General features: G+C 39.9%; 20 protein-coding genes. 18 read left to right on the top strand and 2 right to left on the bottom strand.

Going from position 1 to position 16088, the window contains the following annotated elements:
- Positions 1-15: 15 nt before the first annotated feature.
- Positions 16-1044: a V-type ATPase subunit gene (locus AWM71_RS00350; protein WP_060776150.1), complete on the bottom strand. Its 1029-nt coding sequence runs from the start codon at positions 1042-1044 to the stop codon at positions 16-18.
- Positions 1037-1429, bottom strand: coding sequence for a hypothetical protein (locus tag AWM71_RS00345; RefSeq protein ID WP_060776149.1), 393 nt, complete (start codon positions 1427-1429; stop codon positions 1037-1039). Before AWM71_RS00345 ends, AWM71_RS00350 begins: the two co-directional genes overlap by 8 nt.
- A 223-nt stretch (positions 1430-1652) precedes the next feature.
- Here AWM71_RS00345 and comGA point away from each other — a divergent pair, with 223 nt between their 5' ends.
- The 18 genes from comGA to miaA all read left to right on the top strand — a co-directional run bounded on the left by comGA (position 1653) and on the right by miaA (position 16081).
- Entirely contained in the window at positions 1653-2660 is a 1008-nt protein-coding gene (gene comGA / locus AWM71_RS00340) for a competence type IV pilus ATPase ComGA (RefSeq protein WP_060776148.1), read from the top strand.
- Positions 2605-3687, top strand: coding sequence for a competence type IV pilus assembly protein ComGB (comGB, locus tag AWM71_RS00335; RefSeq protein ID WP_060776147.1), 1083 nt, complete (start codon positions 2605-2607; stop codon positions 3685-3687). The genes comGA and comGB overlap by 56 nt, the downstream gene beginning before the upstream one ends.
- The gene (gene comGC / locus AWM71_RS00330) at positions 3687-4043 is read left to right on the top strand and encodes a competence type IV pilus major pilin ComGC (RefSeq protein ID WP_060776146.1); all 357 of its coding nucleotides are present in this window, start codon (positions 3687-3689) and stop codon (positions 4041-4043) included. The genes comGB and comGC overlap by 1 nt, the downstream gene beginning before the upstream one ends.
- 17 nt (positions 4044-4060) lie before the next feature.
- Complete coding sequence (locus AWM71_RS00325) at positions 4061-4495, top strand: type II secretion system protein (RefSeq protein ID WP_060776145.1); 435 nt, start codon at positions 4061-4063, stop codon at positions 4493-4495.
- Positions 4476-4769, top strand: coding sequence for a hypothetical protein (locus tag AWM71_RS08215; protein ID WP_060776144.1), 294 nt, complete (start codon positions 4476-4478; stop codon positions 4767-4769). Before AWM71_RS00325 ends, AWM71_RS08215 begins: the two co-directional genes overlap by 20 nt.
- A complete protein-coding gene (gene comGF / locus AWM71_RS00315) occupies positions 4735-5220 on the top strand; it encodes a competence type IV pilus minor pilin ComGF (RefSeq protein WP_060776143.1) in 486 nt (161 codons plus the stop codon). Before AWM71_RS08215 ends, comGF begins: the two co-directional genes overlap by 35 nt.
- Positions 5213-6229: a hypothetical protein gene (locus tag AWM71_RS00310; protein WP_060776142.1), complete on the top strand. Its 1017-nt coding sequence runs from the start codon at positions 5213-5215 to the stop codon at positions 6227-6229. The genes comGF and AWM71_RS00310 overlap by 8 nt, the downstream gene beginning before the upstream one ends.
- 110 nt (positions 6230-6339) lie before the next feature.
- On the top strand, positions 6340-7419 hold the full coding sequence (locus tag AWM71_RS00305; RefSeq protein WP_060776141.1) for an aminopeptidase P family protein: 1080 nt from the start codon (positions 6340-6342) through the stop codon (positions 7417-7419).
- A gap of 149 nt (positions 7420-7568) precedes the next feature.
- On the top strand, positions 7569-8126 hold the full coding sequence (gene efp / locus AWM71_RS00300) for an elongation factor P (protein WP_060776140.1): 558 nt from the start codon (positions 7569-7571) through the stop codon (positions 8124-8126).
- Positions 8127-8159: 33 nt separating this feature from the next.
- Positions 8160-8525 carry an Asp23/Gls24 family envelope stress response protein gene (locus AWM71_RS00295; protein WP_060776139.1) on the top strand — a complete coding sequence of 122 codons (366 nt, stop codon included), beginning with the start codon at positions 8160-8162 and terminating at the stop codon, positions 8523-8525.
- Between the two features lie 15 nt (positions 8526-8540).
- Positions 8541-9098: a transcription antitermination factor NusB gene (gene nusB / locus AWM71_RS00290; protein ID WP_082632681.1), complete on the top strand. Its 558-nt coding sequence runs from the start codon at positions 8541-8543 to the stop codon at positions 9096-9098.
- Positions 9099-9206: 108 nt separating this feature from the next.
- The gene (locus AWM71_RS00285; protein ID WP_060776138.1) at positions 9207-10058 is read left to right on the top strand and encodes a bifunctional 5,10-methylenetetrahydrofolate dehydrogenase/5,10-methenyltetrahydrofolate cyclohydrolase; all 852 of its coding nucleotides are present in this window, start codon (positions 9207-9209) and stop codon (positions 10056-10058) included.
- On the top strand, positions 10055-11455 hold the full coding sequence (xseA, locus tag AWM71_RS00280) for an exodeoxyribonuclease VII large subunit (protein WP_060776137.1): 1401 nt from the start codon (positions 10055-10057) through the stop codon (positions 11453-11455). The genes AWM71_RS00285 and xseA overlap by 4 nt, the downstream gene beginning before the upstream one ends.
- Entirely contained in the window at positions 11452-11691 is a 240-nt protein-coding gene (locus tag AWM71_RS00275) for an exodeoxyribonuclease VII small subunit (protein ID WP_060776136.1), read from the top strand. Before xseA ends, AWM71_RS00275 begins: the two co-directional genes overlap by 4 nt.
- A 1-nt stretch (position 11692) precedes the next feature.
- Positions 11693-12601, top strand: coding sequence for a polyprenyl synthetase family protein (locus AWM71_RS00270; RefSeq protein WP_060776135.1), 909 nt, complete (start codon positions 11693-11695; stop codon positions 12599-12601).
- Between the two features lie 7 nt (positions 12602-12608).
- The gene (locus tag AWM71_RS00265; protein WP_060777411.1) at positions 12609-13418 is read left to right on the top strand and encodes a TlyA family RNA methyltransferase; all 810 of its coding nucleotides are present in this window, start codon (positions 12609-12611) and stop codon (positions 13416-13418) included.
- Positions 13419-13433: 15 nt separating this feature from the next.
- Positions 13434-15137: a DNA repair protein RecN gene (recN, locus tag AWM71_RS00260; protein ID WP_060776134.1), complete on the top strand. Its 1704-nt coding sequence runs from the start codon at positions 13434-13436 to the stop codon at positions 15135-15137.
- Positions 15134-16081 (top strand): tRNA (adenosine(37)-N6)-dimethylallyltransferase MiaA, encoded by a 948-nt coding sequence (gene miaA, locus AWM71_RS00255; protein ID WP_060776133.1) that lies wholly within the window; start codon positions 15134-15136, stop codon positions 16079-16081. Before recN ends, miaA begins: the two co-directional genes overlap by 4 nt.
- The last annotated feature ends 7 nt before the right edge of the window (positions 16082-16088 follow it).

Genomic DNA, 16088 nt, shown 5'->3' with positions numbered 1-16088 from the left:
TAACTCCTTTCGTGGTTATACATAAGTAGGATCGTCAACTTTATAGGCCACTTCTTCCATAATTTGTTCGAATAAATGAGCTTCTTTTTCCTTATCTTCGAGATAGGTGAGAAGAGGCAGAATCGAATGTGGAAGGGCTTTGCTTAGTCGTTTTTGAAGATTGGCTAAGTAATTATGTTGTCGTTCACTTCGGGTCAAGGCATCATCACTTGTAAACAAATTTTCAAAGCCGAGAAGATTGAGATGATTCATAAAGGAAGTCTCGTCTTGACTTGAAAGCAAGGTGTTGAGCGAAGACTCATTAAGATAATGACTTGGATCAAACAATTGCGCGCGAATATAATTTTCATCTGCATGATAGAGAAATTTCAAACGATAGATCGTCCGAATATTCGCTAAATCCATCCGAATGCCATAAAGTTTTTTGAAGGCATTAAGTTCTTTTGGAGAGAAGGCTTGTCGCGCTTTTTTCCAAACAAGCAGTGAACAGTACTGATCAAAAGCAGTTGAAATAATGTAATGATCATAAGAATTCGCATGGAAATATTCACTGAATTGTTCAAAGAAGGGTCGGTAATCTGTTTCACTGAAACTGTCTATAGCCCCTTCGATAGTAGTTGCGGTTAGAAGTTGGCCAATTTTAAAATTACGACATTCTTCTAAATAATCTGTATAGGGTCCAACAACCAATTGAACGCTTTTTTCTTTTTCTAAGTGGCGTAAAATGCGAGCAATGAATCGGGCTTCAAAGCGAATACCGTATAATTTCAGAGCTTTTCTTTGGGTAAGGTCTGCAAAACGATAAATTTTCAAGAAGTCCGAAATAAGGCCTTGCTGTAAGACATTAATAAAAGAATTAGGATTCTCTTGATAATGATTGCCTTTTCTACTTAGAACGGCGTGGTAGCTAGGTAATTGGTCGATCAAACGATAAAGTTCTTGAAGATTGGAAACAGAATAATCTTCTTCAAAATCTTTGCGATCAAGACATAGATTTTTTCGCATAGCCTTGATCTTAGTGTTGATTGCGATGTAGTTACTCATTCGTGTTCACTCCCAAGGCTGTTAATTGCTTCTTAAAATCAAGAAGATAAGCTGCTTGGTCATGGTCAACCAATTGTTGAATCTGTTCCATTTTATGGGTGAAGCTCGATTGATAAGCAGCTAATTGCTTAGCACGATAATCATCAGTTTGGGTTTTAATATCGGCCAAAGTCTGATCATAATTTTCTTGTGCTTGCTTGCGATAGTCGGCTTTCTTTTGATCATACGTTTCTCTGAGAGCCAGTTTTTGTTGTTGAACATTGCTGAGAGCTTTGTTGGCCTGGACTTCCATTTGGAACAATTGATCAATAATTTTATCCATTACTTTTCCACCATCCTTCTTTTTTATTTTTAAAAGAGCTTCTCGAAAAGCTCCAATGTTCATTATAGGGGATCCTTTTAGACTTGTCAGTTTCAGACTTCGTGAAAAAGTGCAAAAAAATTCAAAAATATATAAAACGATTTTTTTTTACATATTTTAATTAGGGGAAGATTTCATTGGAAAATAGAAAAATAGTAAGAGGAAACATTTAAATTTAAAGAAAAAAGATGCAAAAAAACGGAAATATTCAAAAGCAAGGGAATTATATGAAGAAAGGAAGTGCAAAATGGAAGAGGCTATCAAAGAATTACTCAAACGAGCCTATCACGGACGGGTAGATGATATCCATTTTCTTCCTGACCAAGATCATTATGCAATTTATTTTCGACAAGGCGGAAATTTAGTTCATCAGAGAGATTTGAATTTGGAAGAGGGGGCACGGTGGATAAGATATCTTAAATATGTCAGTCATTTGGATGTTGGAGAGCGGCGGTTACCTCAAGAAGGAAGTTTGTTTTACGATTTAGACGATTTTAAAATCGAACTTCGTTTGTCTACCCTTGCTAATTATATGTTGCAAGAATCGTTAGTGATTCGTTTGTTGTTTGATTATGAGCAAGAAACGCTGAGTATAGAATCTTTAGATGATTTTGAAATAATGAAAACTTATATGAAGAAACAGAGCGGCTTAATTTTATTTTCTGGTCCTGTTTCTTCAGGAAAGACCACACTGATTTATCAATTGTTAAGAGATCTTTATCAAAAACAAGCTAAGCAAATCATTACTATGGAGGACCCAGTAGAACTTAAAGAAAAAAACTTTCTTCAGGTTCAAGTGAATGAGAAAGCAGGAACGACTTATGATGTTTTGATTAAGGCGAGTTTGCGCCACCATCCGGATATTTTATTAATTGGAGAGATTCGTGATGAATGGACTGCTCGAATGGTGATGCGAGCTGCTTTGACGGGACATCTAGTTTTAGCAACGGTTCATGCCAAAAATTGTGTAGGGGTTTTAGGAAGATTACAGGAATTAGGGATTAGTCAAGAACAATTGCTTCAAACCTTATTGTTGATTGTATCTCAGCGGTTGATCCCTCTCTTACCTTTAGAGGATAATCGTCGCTCCATGATTTGTGAGTGGATGGATGCCTCTATGATTACTCATTGGATGATGAATGGCCAGCATAGTGATCAATTTTCTTCATTAAATAAGAAATTAGAGGAGGCGTATCAGGGTGGAAGGATCAGTCAAGAAGTCAAAGCGAGCTATCAATTGGAAAGCGATTGCTAATTATGAGATAACGAGTTCTTGGACAAGGAAAAAGCAAGCAGATGTCCTTCTTTATATTGCCCAGATGTCTTCGGAAGGATTTCAGTTAATCGAAATTTTCCAATTTTTAGGTCAAATTTATCCAGAGAAAAAAGAAGATTTTCAAGCCATGGAGAGTCAATTAATCAGAGGAAACTATTTTTATCAGACTTTGTCTATTCTTCATTTCCCACAATCTGTTATTTTTCAAGTGAAAGTGAGTGAGGAATGGGGAGATTTTGCAAAGGATCTATTAGTTATCTCAGATTATTTAAAGACGCGTGACCAGCAGAGGCAAGAGATTAGAAAGACCCTTCGTTATCCTGCTTTTTTGGTTGGCATGATTGCAATTTTGTTAGGGGGATTACGACTCTTTTTACTTCCTCAGTTGAAAGCGATGAGAATCAGCCAAGCGGGAGGATTAGCCGCTATTTTGCTAGGAACTTTAGAAAATATGCCGCTTTTACTGGCTGGCTTTTTGGGATTAAGTATTCTGTTTTTGATAGGAGGAAGAATATGGTACAAGAAGCATTCTCCCTTGTACAGAGCTCAAAGATACGTGAAACTCCCTTTGATTGGAAGGGTGTATCGCCTCTATTATACTTACTTTTTTGCTTATGAATTCAGTCAACTCTTTGCTGTCGGTTATTCAATCAAGCAAATTATAGAGACGTTTTCCAGCCAGGAGGAAGTCCCTTTTTTGAAAGACTTCGGTCAATTTTTACAGGCGAGTTATCAAGAAGGTCAACCTGTTTCAAAAGCTTTAAAAGAGTCTGGCGTTTTTGAGCAGGAATTTCCATCAATTGTTCAGCAAGGAGAACTCCTTAACCAGCTAGCCATTAAAATGCGATTATTTAGTCAAAGATGCTTAGAAACTTTTCATGAGCGAATTCATGGATTAATAATAGTGGCTCAGAATGTGATGTTTATTTTTGTAGCGACTTTAGTCGTGATGGTTTACCTTTTATTAATGTTACCGATGTTTAATATGTTAGGAGCGATTCAATAATGGAAAATAGAATTTTAAACTTTAGACGGCAACTGTTTCGTTTGCTACAAGGAAAAAGTGTAGATAAATCTGGATTTACTTTATTAGAAATGTGCTTAGTTCTGATCATTGTGGGGATTCTACTCTTAATTATTATTCCTAATATGATGACTCAAAAGGAAAATGCTCAAGAAACTGGAGATAAAGCTTTAGTCAAGACAGTAGAAACTCAAGCTGTTCTTTATGAAAATGCAAAGAATGCGAAGCCTAAATTAGGAGATCTTGAAAGCAATGGGTACCTGACGTCAGAACAAGTCACACGGTATAAACTTATTCCTGCAGATAAGAAAACAAACGCTGTTTTAGCTGATGAATAGACTGAGAAGGCGTTAGCATGAATAAGGGCAAGGAAGGCTTTACCCTATTAGAAATGATTTTGGTATTAATTGTGGTGGGAGTGATGATGTTAGTCACCGTGAAGGGCTGTCAACACTTCAAGGTAGAATTTGAAATTAGAAATTCTGTTCAAGAGATTACGCAAGCTTATGAATTGGCTCAGAAAAAAGCGATTCTTTGTGGAAAATATTATTGGATAGATTTTGGCCACTATCAGGTGCAGGTGCGAACGGTGTCTGAAAGCAATGCCAGAGTGATTGAACGGGTCATATCTCTTCCTAAAGGAGCAAAGATTCCAAGGGGTGGATATATCAAAATTCATCCACTAACAGGCTACATTAAACCAACTACGATAGATATTGATTATCCGAATGGGCTGTATTCATTAAAAATTCAGTTAGGAGTAGGTAAATATGTGCTGGTTAAAAAATGATAAGTCCGGATTTCTTTTAGTAGAGAGTATGATTAGCCTTTTCTTGGTAGCAGGGTTTATTGTCCTTTTTGTTGCAATGATTCGCTTGCAATCTCTTAATTATAAAAAACAACGGGGGCAATTAAATCAGATGGAAGATTTGTATATTCGGGTCGTAGAAAGTAATGGACGAAGTGGACGAGGTATTAATTACCAGGAAAAGACTTTACAGGTACATCCCACTCAGGAGGAGACAGGTTATGTTATCCATTTGGAAGGGGTTCAATCCCCATAAGAATAAGCGAGGGTTTACCCTTTTGGAAGCGATTTTAGCCTTGTTACTTTTTGCAAGCATTCAGTCTCTTCTTATGACCACTCTTCATTTAGAAACAAACTATTATCAACAAGTCAAAGAAGTTTATGCAGATGATTGGGGAGTATTTCTCATGCAGCTTCAAAGAGAAGCGCGGAATGGACGATTAATAGCGGTTTCTAGAACTTCTTTGAAATTTAAAAATCAAAAAGAGCGTCACATCTCTTATGAATTTTATAAAAACACGAATAGCCGTATGATTCGAAAATTAGTACGAGGCTTGGGACATCAGCCTTATCTTATGGATGTTAGAAGAGTGATTTTTACTTTTCAAAGTCCAAATATCGTGCATATTGATTTAACATTTATTAATGAAGAAAAGCATCAAGCCACCATTTATTTTCAAAAGCCAGAGGAGAAGCAAGATGAATAAAAAAGGGTCGATTTTGTTTTATAGTTTGACTTTGCTTTTTGTATGCGGCCTTCTCTTTATGGCGGGGTTAACACTTTATCAGATGAATGTTCAAAATATGAAGACTGTTTCAGAAGGTTATTTGGCACATGCTTTAGCCGAGTATGCTTACCAGACAACAGCAGAAGAGAGAGCTAAGGAACAAGCTAAGAAAAAAGAGAAATGGGAGCAAGATAAGCAGGCCAAAGAGGAAGACTTGGAAAAAATCCAAAAACATTTGTCCAAAGAATTAGGAGAACTTTTAGTGACTTACTTGCAGGAGAAGCGTTCCTTTGAAGAAAAAAATCAACACATTCAAATATTAGAAGCTCAATTGAAGGATTTAGAGCGTGAGATTCAAAAGACAGAGTCTTCTGAAAAAAAGGAGATTTTTTGTCAAAAGAAAAAGCAAATTGAATCGAAACTGACACATATTTCTCAGGAGAAAGTATTTTTGCCAAGTTTGCCTGATCTTACTTTTTTAGAGAAAGGAAATAATTGCTTGAAGGAATCTCCCAAGCATTCGAGTGAGCACCGCAAGAAGCGATCAGTGGATACCGGAACTCCTCCTTCTTTTCCTTTACCTTTAGATTCGCCTAATGAGATTTTAAATGAAGAGAAACTTTCCCGAGAAGATTTTGAAACTTACAAGAAAAAGCAGATGGTTCAAGATCGCTCTTTAAAAAAAATCTTGGATAAATTTCCACTTATCAAAGCCTGCTTGGAGGAGGCAGATGAAGATTTAAAGTTTACGTCTATGCGAGAAGGTCAAGAGCAGATAAAGCAAACGATACAAGCCTTTAAGAAAGCAAGAAAGCGCCAAGATAAGTTTTATTTGGAACATCCCAAGAGTGAGTGGCAGAATGGAGGAAAAATTGAGAAGACTTTTCGTTTTGATTGTGCTAGTGTTCGATATTTTATTCAACAGAAAGAACAGCATTGTCAAGTGACCATGAAGGATTCCAAACATGTTTTCCATTTTATTTATTAATTTCAAAAATGATAAGATGACTGAAGCTGTATTGGGCAAGACTTTCCATAGTCTTGCTTTTTTGCTATAATGGGAGCTGTTAATATAAGATCAAGTAGGGAGGAAAAATTGTGAAAAGGAGAATCGAACGGCTCCAAGCGAGTTTAAAAGTAGAAAGCCTGAGTGCTTACCTTATTACTGAAAAGTATAACTTACGTTATATGAGTGGCTTTACAGGAACGAATGGTCTAGCTCTAGTAACTGCCAGTCATGCTTATTTTTTGACGGATTTTAGATATACTCAGCAAGCTAGCAAGCAATGTGAAGGGTATGAGGTGATCTTAGCAGGAGGATCGGCCTCAACAAGTTCTCCCTTACATATTCTCCAAGACATTATTGAGAAGGAAGTCCTTACCCGGATCGGGTATGAAGAGCAACACATGACCGTCGCTGAATATGATGGCTACGAAAACTTTCTCAAAGCTGAGCTTGTTCCAGCTTCAGGTATGATTGAAGTCTTGAGAAGCTATAAAGATGCAGACGAGATTGCTAAGATTAAACAAGCCTGCGCGATTACAGATAAGGCATTTGATTATTTGTTGACTTATCTCAAACCCGGCTTAACAGAAATTGAAGTTGCTAATACTTTAGATTTTAAGATGCGGGAATATGGGGCTTCTGGTTTGTCCTTTGATACGATTGTAGCTTCGGGTAAACGGTCAGCTATGCCCCATGGAGTTGCGAGTGAAAAGCGCCTTGAAAAAGGGGATATTATTACGATTGATTTCGGATGTTATTACCAAGGCTATGCTTCTGATATGACTCGAACAGTTGCCCTAGGAGATGTGGATCCTCGATTGAAAGAAATCCATCAAATTGTGTATGAAGCCAATCAATTGGTTCGAGACCTGGCCAAGCCTGGAATGACAGGTCAAGAGATTGACGCTATCGCTCGAAATTATATTGATTCTCACGGCTATGGTAAATATTTCGGTCACGCTTTAGGTCACTCCTATGGCTTAGAAGTGCATGAAGATCCGAATGCCACGCCATCTGCCCACACGCCATTTGAAGTGAACCAATTAGTGACAGATGAACCTGGTATCTACATTGAAGGCTTAGGGGGAGCAAGAATTGAAGATGACTTGCTGTTTATAGAAGATGGCAATGTTTGTTTGACACAATCTCCACGTGAGCTTATTTTGCTTTAAAAATGGTGAATGTGAGAATTGAGTTCCTCTGTTAGGGAGTGAAACGTTTTGATTTTTTGGAAAACTAAGGACTAACTGAGAATAAATTCTATGAAAATATAAAAACTATGATAAAATAGTGTGAATACAAATTTAAAGGAGTATAATTTATGATTACAACCAACGATTTTAAGAACGGCTTAACGATTCAAAGTGAAGGCAATATTTACCGAGTAATTGAATTCCAACATGTCAAACCAGGTAAGGGAAGCGCCTTTGTTCGTTCCAAATTAAGAAATTTAAGATCAGGTGCTGTGATTGATAAAACATGGCGTGCAGGCGAAAAAGTGGAAACTGCCCATATTGAATCTCAAGAAATGCAATACCTTTACGCTATGGGCAACACCTATGTTTTCATGAATACTTCTACTTATGAACAAATGGAAATCCCAGGCGATGTTATCAAAGAAGAATTGAACTATCTTCTCGAAAATATGATGGTAGATATTGTAACCTACGAAGGCGAAGTTATTGGCTTGGAATTGCCAAATACTGTAGAATTAGTAGTGGCTGAAACAGAACCAAGTATCAAAGGAAATACAGCTTCTGGTGGGACCAAACCAGCAACTATGGAAACAGGACTTGTGGTTAATGTACCATTCTTTGTGAATGCGGGCGATAAATTGGTCATCAATACAGGAGACGGTTCTTATATTCAACGGGCCTAAGCTAGAGAATACGTGTGGAAGAGAGGAGATACCATGGCTAAGCATGAAAACACTAAAATTAAGACAAGTGGCGTCTTAGGGGCCATCAATATTGCACCCGATGTCATTGAAAGCATTGCAAGGATCGCTAGTGAAAAAGGCCAAGCGTTTACTCCTCTAGCAGATTATGCTGGAAATATTCAGAGCTTTTTCTCTAAGAATAGTGGAGTAGTTTTGCGGACTGATGATTCAGGCAATTTGCAACTTGACGTTGCAGTAGCTGCTCATTGTGGAACAGAAATTCCTAAAGCGGCTGTGGCCTTACAAAAATACATCAAAGAACAAATCTATTTTATGACAGACATTAAAGTAGACCAGGTCAACGTATTAGTGTGTGACCTTGTAACAAATAAAGAGTAAAAGACAGGTGATCACATGCAAATCGGACGTTCACAGATACGGGAATTAGCAGTTTTAGCGATTTATTCCAGTTTGATCGATCCTCAATTAGATCCCAAAGCTTGTTTTAATCACTTAATTGCTAATGTGAACGAATTAGAAGAAAAATTCCAATACAAGGAAATTAATGAAGAAGATTTTGATCAATTAAAGGCGAAGGGACTCCCCTTCCACTCCACTTCATCTGTTCAAACGCCAAAATCACGATTTGATCAAGTGAAGAAGGTCAGTGAAGACGAAGAGGTGACACCTCCCGCCTACTTTGTGGAATTAATTGAAGGCGTTCGTCAACATCAAGAGGTCATTGATCAACAACTTAACAACCATATCACAGGGAAATGGTCCGTTAAACGTTTAGAATCCATTAATTTAGCGATTTTACGCATAGCAGCTTATGAAATTCTATACGGAAATCAGGAAAAAATTCCTGCTGTGGTAGCAATTGATGAAGCGGTGGAATTAGCTAAGCGTTACTCGGATGAAAAATCCCGACGCTTTATTAATGGGGTTTTATCCGCTTTACTAGTTCAATAAAAGGATGCGATTAGTTCTTGAGGGGGAATCCCCTTGAGAACTATTTTTTAATAGAAGATTTTATGAGGAAGGTCTTATAATGGCAGTAAGAAAAGAGAGGAGAGAAGAGTGAAAGTTTTACGATCTAAGGAATATGTTGTTCACTTAAAAGAAGATTTGAAGGCACGCGTTCTTCAATTGAAACAGCGGGGAGTTTATCCGAATGTCGTTGTTTTACTGGTAGGAGAAGATGCTGCCTCTAAGGCATACGCTAAAATGAAAGGCAAAATAGCCGATCAACTTGGGATCAGCTATCAATTAGAAGAGATGCCTGCTAATGTGACCACTGAAGAGATGATTGCCAAAATTTACGCCCTTAATGCGGACAAGAATGTGCACGGTGTCATGGTAGAAATGCCACTTCCTAAGTCTTTAAATGAAGAAGAAATTATTCAATCCCTAGATCCTCAGAAGGATATGGATGGGATTCATCCGATGAATATGGGATATTTATTGAAGGGACAAAGGCACACACTTCCTAATACGCCTCTAGCAGCGATGGCACTTTTAGAATTAGGAAAAGTGGATTTAGAAGGCAAGATAGCCCTTGTTGTTGGAAGGTCGAATATTGTGGGCAAGCCTCTCGCTCAATTACTTTTAGAAAAAAATGCGACAGTGATGATGTGCCATTCGAGGACCCCTCATTTGGAAGAATGGACCCGCCAAGCAGATGTTTTATGTGTAGCTTGCGGACAATCTCGTCTCATCAAGGCGGATATGGTCAAGAAAGGTGCTGTGGTAATCGATATTGGAACGAATTATGACGATGAAACGGGTAAATTAACGGGAGATGTAGACTTTGAAAAGGTAGCTGAAAAAGCTTCACTTATTACCCCGGTTCCAGGAGGAGTAGGTCCTGTGACGACGGTAATGATCTTCAAGCAATTACTGGATCGACTGGAGGCGAAGGAGAAGGCATGACCCCTAAGGACTATCTTACCGTCAGTCAGTTAACCTCCTATATCAAGGCCAAGTTTGATCGGGATCCTTATATGCAGACGGTTCATCTGGTAGCAGAGGTGTCAGGGTTTCGCAATAGAGGCAAACAAGCTCATCAGTACTTTGGCCTGAAAGATGATCAGGCTTATATCAATGCCATTATTTTTCGTCATGTTTTTTCGAAGTTAAATTTTGACTTAGAGGATGGAATGAAAGTTCAAGTCATTGGACGGATCAGTCTCTATGAGAAGTCTGGACGTTATTCGTTGATTATTGATGCCATTCAACCTGATGGTGTAGGGCAATTCTATGTCCGCTTCGAAGAATTAAAGAAAAAACTCACGCAAGAAGGACTTTTTACTTTTCAACCTAAGCCCCTTGCCAAATATCCTAAAAAAATTGCCGTGGTTACTTCTCCGTCGGGTGCGGTGATTCGGGATATTATAACGACGTGTCGGAGGCGTTATCCTATTGTTCAAATCGTCCTCTATCCTACAGTGGTTCAAGGAGAACAAGCGGCTCAAAGCATTGTGAAAAATCTTCAACGGGCAGATCAGAGTGGAGCGTATGATACGATCATTGTCGGACGTGGAGGAGGTTCGATCGAGGATCTCTGGTGTTTTAATGAAGAGAAAGTGGTTCGGGCGATTGCGGCTTGTCAAACGCCTGTGATCTCATCAGTTGGACACGAAACGGATACGACCTTGTCTGACTATGTTGCAGATCAACGGGCAGCTACGCCTACAGCCGCTGCAGAATTGGCAACCCCAGTTCTTAAAGACGTCTTCTATCAACTGGGAGACTACCGGCAAAGGCTCATCAAAAGTCAAACCAATCGCCTAGATTATTTTGAACATCGTTTGGGTCAGGTGAAGCAGTCCTATCTCTTCACTCAACCTGAGAAGTTGTATGATGGCTATCGGTTGAAGATCGCAGACTTAGACAAGCAGCTATCAGAACATATGCGTCAAAAGGTCTATCAACATAAAGAGACTTTTTATCGGCTCTATCAAGGGCTATATCGGGTGTCTCCAGAGAGAAAAATTGTAGACGAGAAACACCGCCTCCAACAAGAGCATGCAGATTTATGCCAAAGTATGGAAAAACAGTTGAAAGATATTCAACATACTCTCTCTCAACGGATCGGACAATTAGACCTATTGTCCCCTTTGAAGAGAATGTCAGGAGGATATGCATATGTTAGTCAGAACGGACAATCCGTTCTTTCTGTAACGACTCTTTCTCCAGGCCAAAATTTGGATATTCAGTTCCGAGATGGCCGATTAAGCAGTCAAATTACGGCAACCTATAAGCAAGAGATGACCCCAAGTGCTTTTTTGAAGGGACAAGGGGATCAGAAGAAAAGGAGTAAGTCATGACAGAAAAAGAAGAATTAAGTTTTGAAGAAGCTTTAAGTGAACTAGAAGCTATTGTTAGTCAACTTCAAAATGGAGATATTCCTTTGAAAGAATCTATGGAGGCTTTCCAAAAGGGCATTCAGCTCAGCAATTATTGTAGCCAAACCTTAGAACAAGCTGAAAAAACGATGACCAAATTAATGAATGAGTCAGGAGACTTAGAAGATTTTGAAATTTCTCACGGAGAAGAGGGCTAGTATGCACTTACAAGCGTTTATGAAGGAGGAGCTTCCTTCTTTAAGGGAAGCTTTATTGGCACCTTTTCATTCCCAAATGACAAAATTAGAAGAGGCTATGCTTTATTCCTTGAATGGTGGTGGAAAATCTCTGCGCCCCTTATTAGTTTTGGCGGTATTAAAAACATTCGGTTATCCCACGCACAAAGGTTATCCGGCAGCTTGTGCAGTCGAGTATCTTCATACTTATTCCTTGATCCATGATGATCTTCCAGCCATGGATAATGATGATTATCGTCGAGGCAAATTGACTAATCATAAACAATTTGATGAAGCTACCGCTATTTTAGCAGGGGATGCTCTACAAACTTTAGCCTTTTTTGCTTTAACGAAGTTGACCGATGATTATCCAGCTCAGCTGGGTTTACAATTGGTGGGATTACTCGCGCAAGCATCCGGTAAAGAGGGGATGGTAGAAGGCCAAATGCAGGATATGCTTTCTGAGCATGAAAACTTACAGCTTGATCAGTTGAAAGCCCTCCATGCTAAAAAGACAGGCGCCCTCTTACACTTTGCGATTGTGTCTGGAGGATTACTTAGTCAAGTGGATGAAGAAACGATGGCTATTCTCTCTACTTTTGCTAAACACTACGGAATTGGCTATCAAATTCAAAATGATTTGCAAGAGGTACTTTGGACAGATGAAGAACGGGGAAAGAAATCTAAAGGAGACGCTTCTCATGAGAAAAATACCTATCCGAGCCTTTTAGGGACGCCGGGAGCTCTTGAAGCGCTTGAAAAAGAGAGAGGAGCTTGTCTCACTCAGCTCTGCCGTTTAAAAGAAAAGCATCCAACTTGCCAGATAGAGTTGTTGCAAGATTTTGTGGCTTATTTACAAATGGATCACGGAAAGGGAGGTCAAGATGGCTAAAGAACATGTGCAAAAAGAAAGAGCAGACCTGCTCGTGGTTCGACAAGGCTTAAGCGACTCTAGAGAAAAGGCCAAGCGACTGATTATGGCGGGGCAGGTCTATAATGAACACCAGGAACGTATTGACAAAGCAGGTGAAAAAATACCTGTGACTAGCCAATTAGAGATTAAAGGAGAAACCTTACCTTATGTGTCGAGAGGAGGCTTCAAGTTAGAGAAGGCTCGTCAAGAGTTTCATCTTGATTTTCAAGGGAAAAATGTCCTCGATATTGGGTCTTCCACGGGGGGATTTACGGATGTTGCCCTTCAAAATGGCGCTTGTCATTCTTATGCTCTCGACGTTGGAACCAATCAACTAGCCTGGAAAATTCGAAGCGATGAGCGGGTAACTGTGATGGAACAAACGAATTTTAGATATTCTAAGCTCGAAGACTTCCAAGAGGGTCAGCCAGATCTTGCGACAATTGATGTTTCTTTTATTTCTTTGGGATTGATTTTACCGCCCCTTCATGCAATTTTGAAGACAGGTGGGCAAGTGATTGCCTTGATTAAACCGCAATTTGAAGCAGGTAAGGACAAGGTCGGCAAAAAAGGGATCGTTCGTGACAAGAAGGTTCATCAGGAAGTTATTGAAGAAGTTTTCGAAAAGGCAGTGGCTTTAGGGTACCGGATTGAATCTCTTACCTATTCTCCAATTACAGGGGGAACAGGGAATATTGAATTTCTCTGTCTGATGACAAGACAAGAAGAAGGCAGTTATGCCGATCATTTAGACATTGCTCAAGTCATTGAGGAAGCTCACCAACAATTCGATTAGAAGGGAGGGGGAGCCATGTTACAATATTTAAGAATTGATCATTTCGCCTTAATTGATCATGTGGCGATTGACTTTGAAGAAGGCATGACCGTTCTCACTGGGGAGACCGGAGCTGGGAAGTCAATGATTATTGATGCGGTGGCACTCTTAGCCGGCGGAAGAGGATCGGTAGATTTTATCCGAAAAGGGCAAGAGAGTTTCCACTTGAGAGGCCTTTTTTATCTGCCGAATCCGTCCGAAGATCTCTGTGCCTTCTTAGACCAAGAAGGCATCGAATGGTCCGACCATCAACTGATGATTGTCAGAAGTTTGGATCGATCTGGGCGAAATACGATCAAGGTGAATGACTGTTCATTAACCGTGTCGAGTTTGAAAAAGCTAGGGCATTTTTTGATTGATATTCATAGTCAAAATCAAAGCCAAGCTCTCCTTAATCCCGCTTATCATTTGAGTATGCTGGATGAATATGCGGGGCAAGCTTTAGCCGAAGCCCTTAGTCAGTATCGAGAGGTATTTGAACGTTTTTCGGCAGCTAAGCAGGCCTTAGCGCATTTTAATTTAAATGAGCAGGAGATTGCGCAACGACTAGACTTGTTAAGTTTTCAATGTAAAGAATTGTCCGCTGCTCAATTAGTGGTAGGAGAGGACGAACAATTGAAGGAAGAACGTGACACTTTACGGAATTATCAAGTCATCGCAACTTCCTTACATACGGCTTTGGAAGCTTTAACGAGAGGAGAAGACAATGCTTTAGATAAGGTTAGTCAAGCCCAAACTTCTCTTGATAAAATTGCGTCACTTAGCTCTTCTTTTGAAGAATTTTCCAAGGAAATGGCTTCTATTTATTTTGGCTTACAAGAATTAGCCTATAGTGTAGGAGAGAGGACGGATGATCTTTCTTATGATCCAGATCGACTGGACCACATTGAGAATCGTTTAGCAGTGATTGAACAATTGAAGCATAAGTATGGGCAAACTATTCCAGAGATTCTCGCTTATTATGAAAAGATCGAAGAAGAGTACCACAACCTTCAAGATCGGGACAGTCATAAAGAAGTCCTTCAAGCGGATTATCAAAAAGCTAAAGCAGACATTACCCAAGCCGCTCGTAAACTCCATGAGATTCGAAAGGCTGCAGCAGATACCTTGAGTCAAGCGATCGAGGAACAGTTACGCTTACTTTATATGCCACATACCTGTTTTAAGGCTCACTTTAGCGCAAAGAAAACCTTCGATCGCACAGGAGCAGACCAGGTAGAATTCTTAATCCAAACCAATGTCGGGGAAGGACTCAAGTCTTTAGCTAAGGTAGCTTCAGGGGGAGAACTTTCTCGTGTGATGTTGGCAGCTAAGGCGACCCTCCAAGCCTCTCGTCAGACGACGACCGTGATTTTCGATGAAGTAGACACGGGCGTTTCAGGCAGAGTTGCTCAAGCTATCGCTCAGCGCCTCTTTAAGATTGCTCTATCTGCTCAAGTGCTCTGTATTTCTCACTTACCTCAAGTGGCAGCCATGGCTGACCAGCAGCTCCACATTACTAAGACTAGTCAAGAAGGGCGGACGCAAACCCAAGCCGCCTATCTCGATGCAGAGGATCGTATTAAGGCTATTGCTTCAATGACCAGTGGAGAAGATCTCACAGAGGCCGCCCATTTAGCCGCTAAGGAACAAGTAGCTCAATCGTTTAGCTACCGACAAGAAAGGCGGAAAGAGCAATGAAGAAGCCCAAACTTCTCTTGATCGGAGGACCGACTGCCGTAGGAAAGACAGCCCTATCTATTCATCTGGCTCAAAAATTTTCTGGAGAAATTATTAACGGAGACGCTATGCAGGTATACCGCCATCTCTCGATAGGGACGGCTAAGCCCAGTCTAGCAGAAAGGCAAGGGGTGCCGCATTATCTCTTAGATAGTCGAGAAATTGATCAAACTTATAGCGTCTCAGATTTTAAGAAAGAGGCCACTGAAAGTTTTCAAACCATTCGTCAAAAGGGGCACCTTCCTATTTTAGTCGGAGGGACGGGCCTGTATCTTGAATCTTTTCTTTTTGATTTTGATTTAGGGGGCGAAGTGGTCCCTCATCCGGAATTTAGACAGGACATGGAAGCTATTGCAAGAGACGAAGGGGTTCAAGCCTTGCATGATCGGCTGGCTCAACAAGATCCTAAAGCGGCTCAAGCGATTCATCCCAACAATGTTAAACGAGTGATTCGTGCTTTAGAAGTGGGAAAATTTTCAGACCATCTATTTTCAGAACAATCGCAAGATCATGACCACCATCAAAGTTCGTATGATTACCTTATGATTGGCTTAAAGACAGATCGACAATTACTTTATGAACGTATTAATCAACGGATAGACTTGATGATGGCAGAGGGGCTTTTACAAGAGGCTCACTATCTCTATGATGCTCATCTTGATCCTCACTACCAATGTTTGCAGTCTATTGCCTATAAGGAGTTTTTTCCTTATTTCAGAGGAGAAGAAAGCTTAGACCAAGCCATCCTAACTCTCAAGCGTAATTCTCGCCGCTATGCCAAAAGGCAGCTGACTTGGCTCAAGCATCGGATGTCAGAGGTGAGCTGGTATGATCTCATTCAGCATCCTGAAAGTCTTCAAACTTTAGAAGAGGAAGTAGATGCCTTCCTTCATACAGGCGCATAGGAGAATT

Source organism: Aerococcus christensenii (assembly GCF_001543105.1).
Classification (GTDB): Bacteria; Bacillota; Bacilli; order Lactobacillales; family Aerococcaceae; genus Aerococcus; species Aerococcus christensenii.
This window is presented reverse-complemented; position numbering and strand designations above follow the sequence as displayed.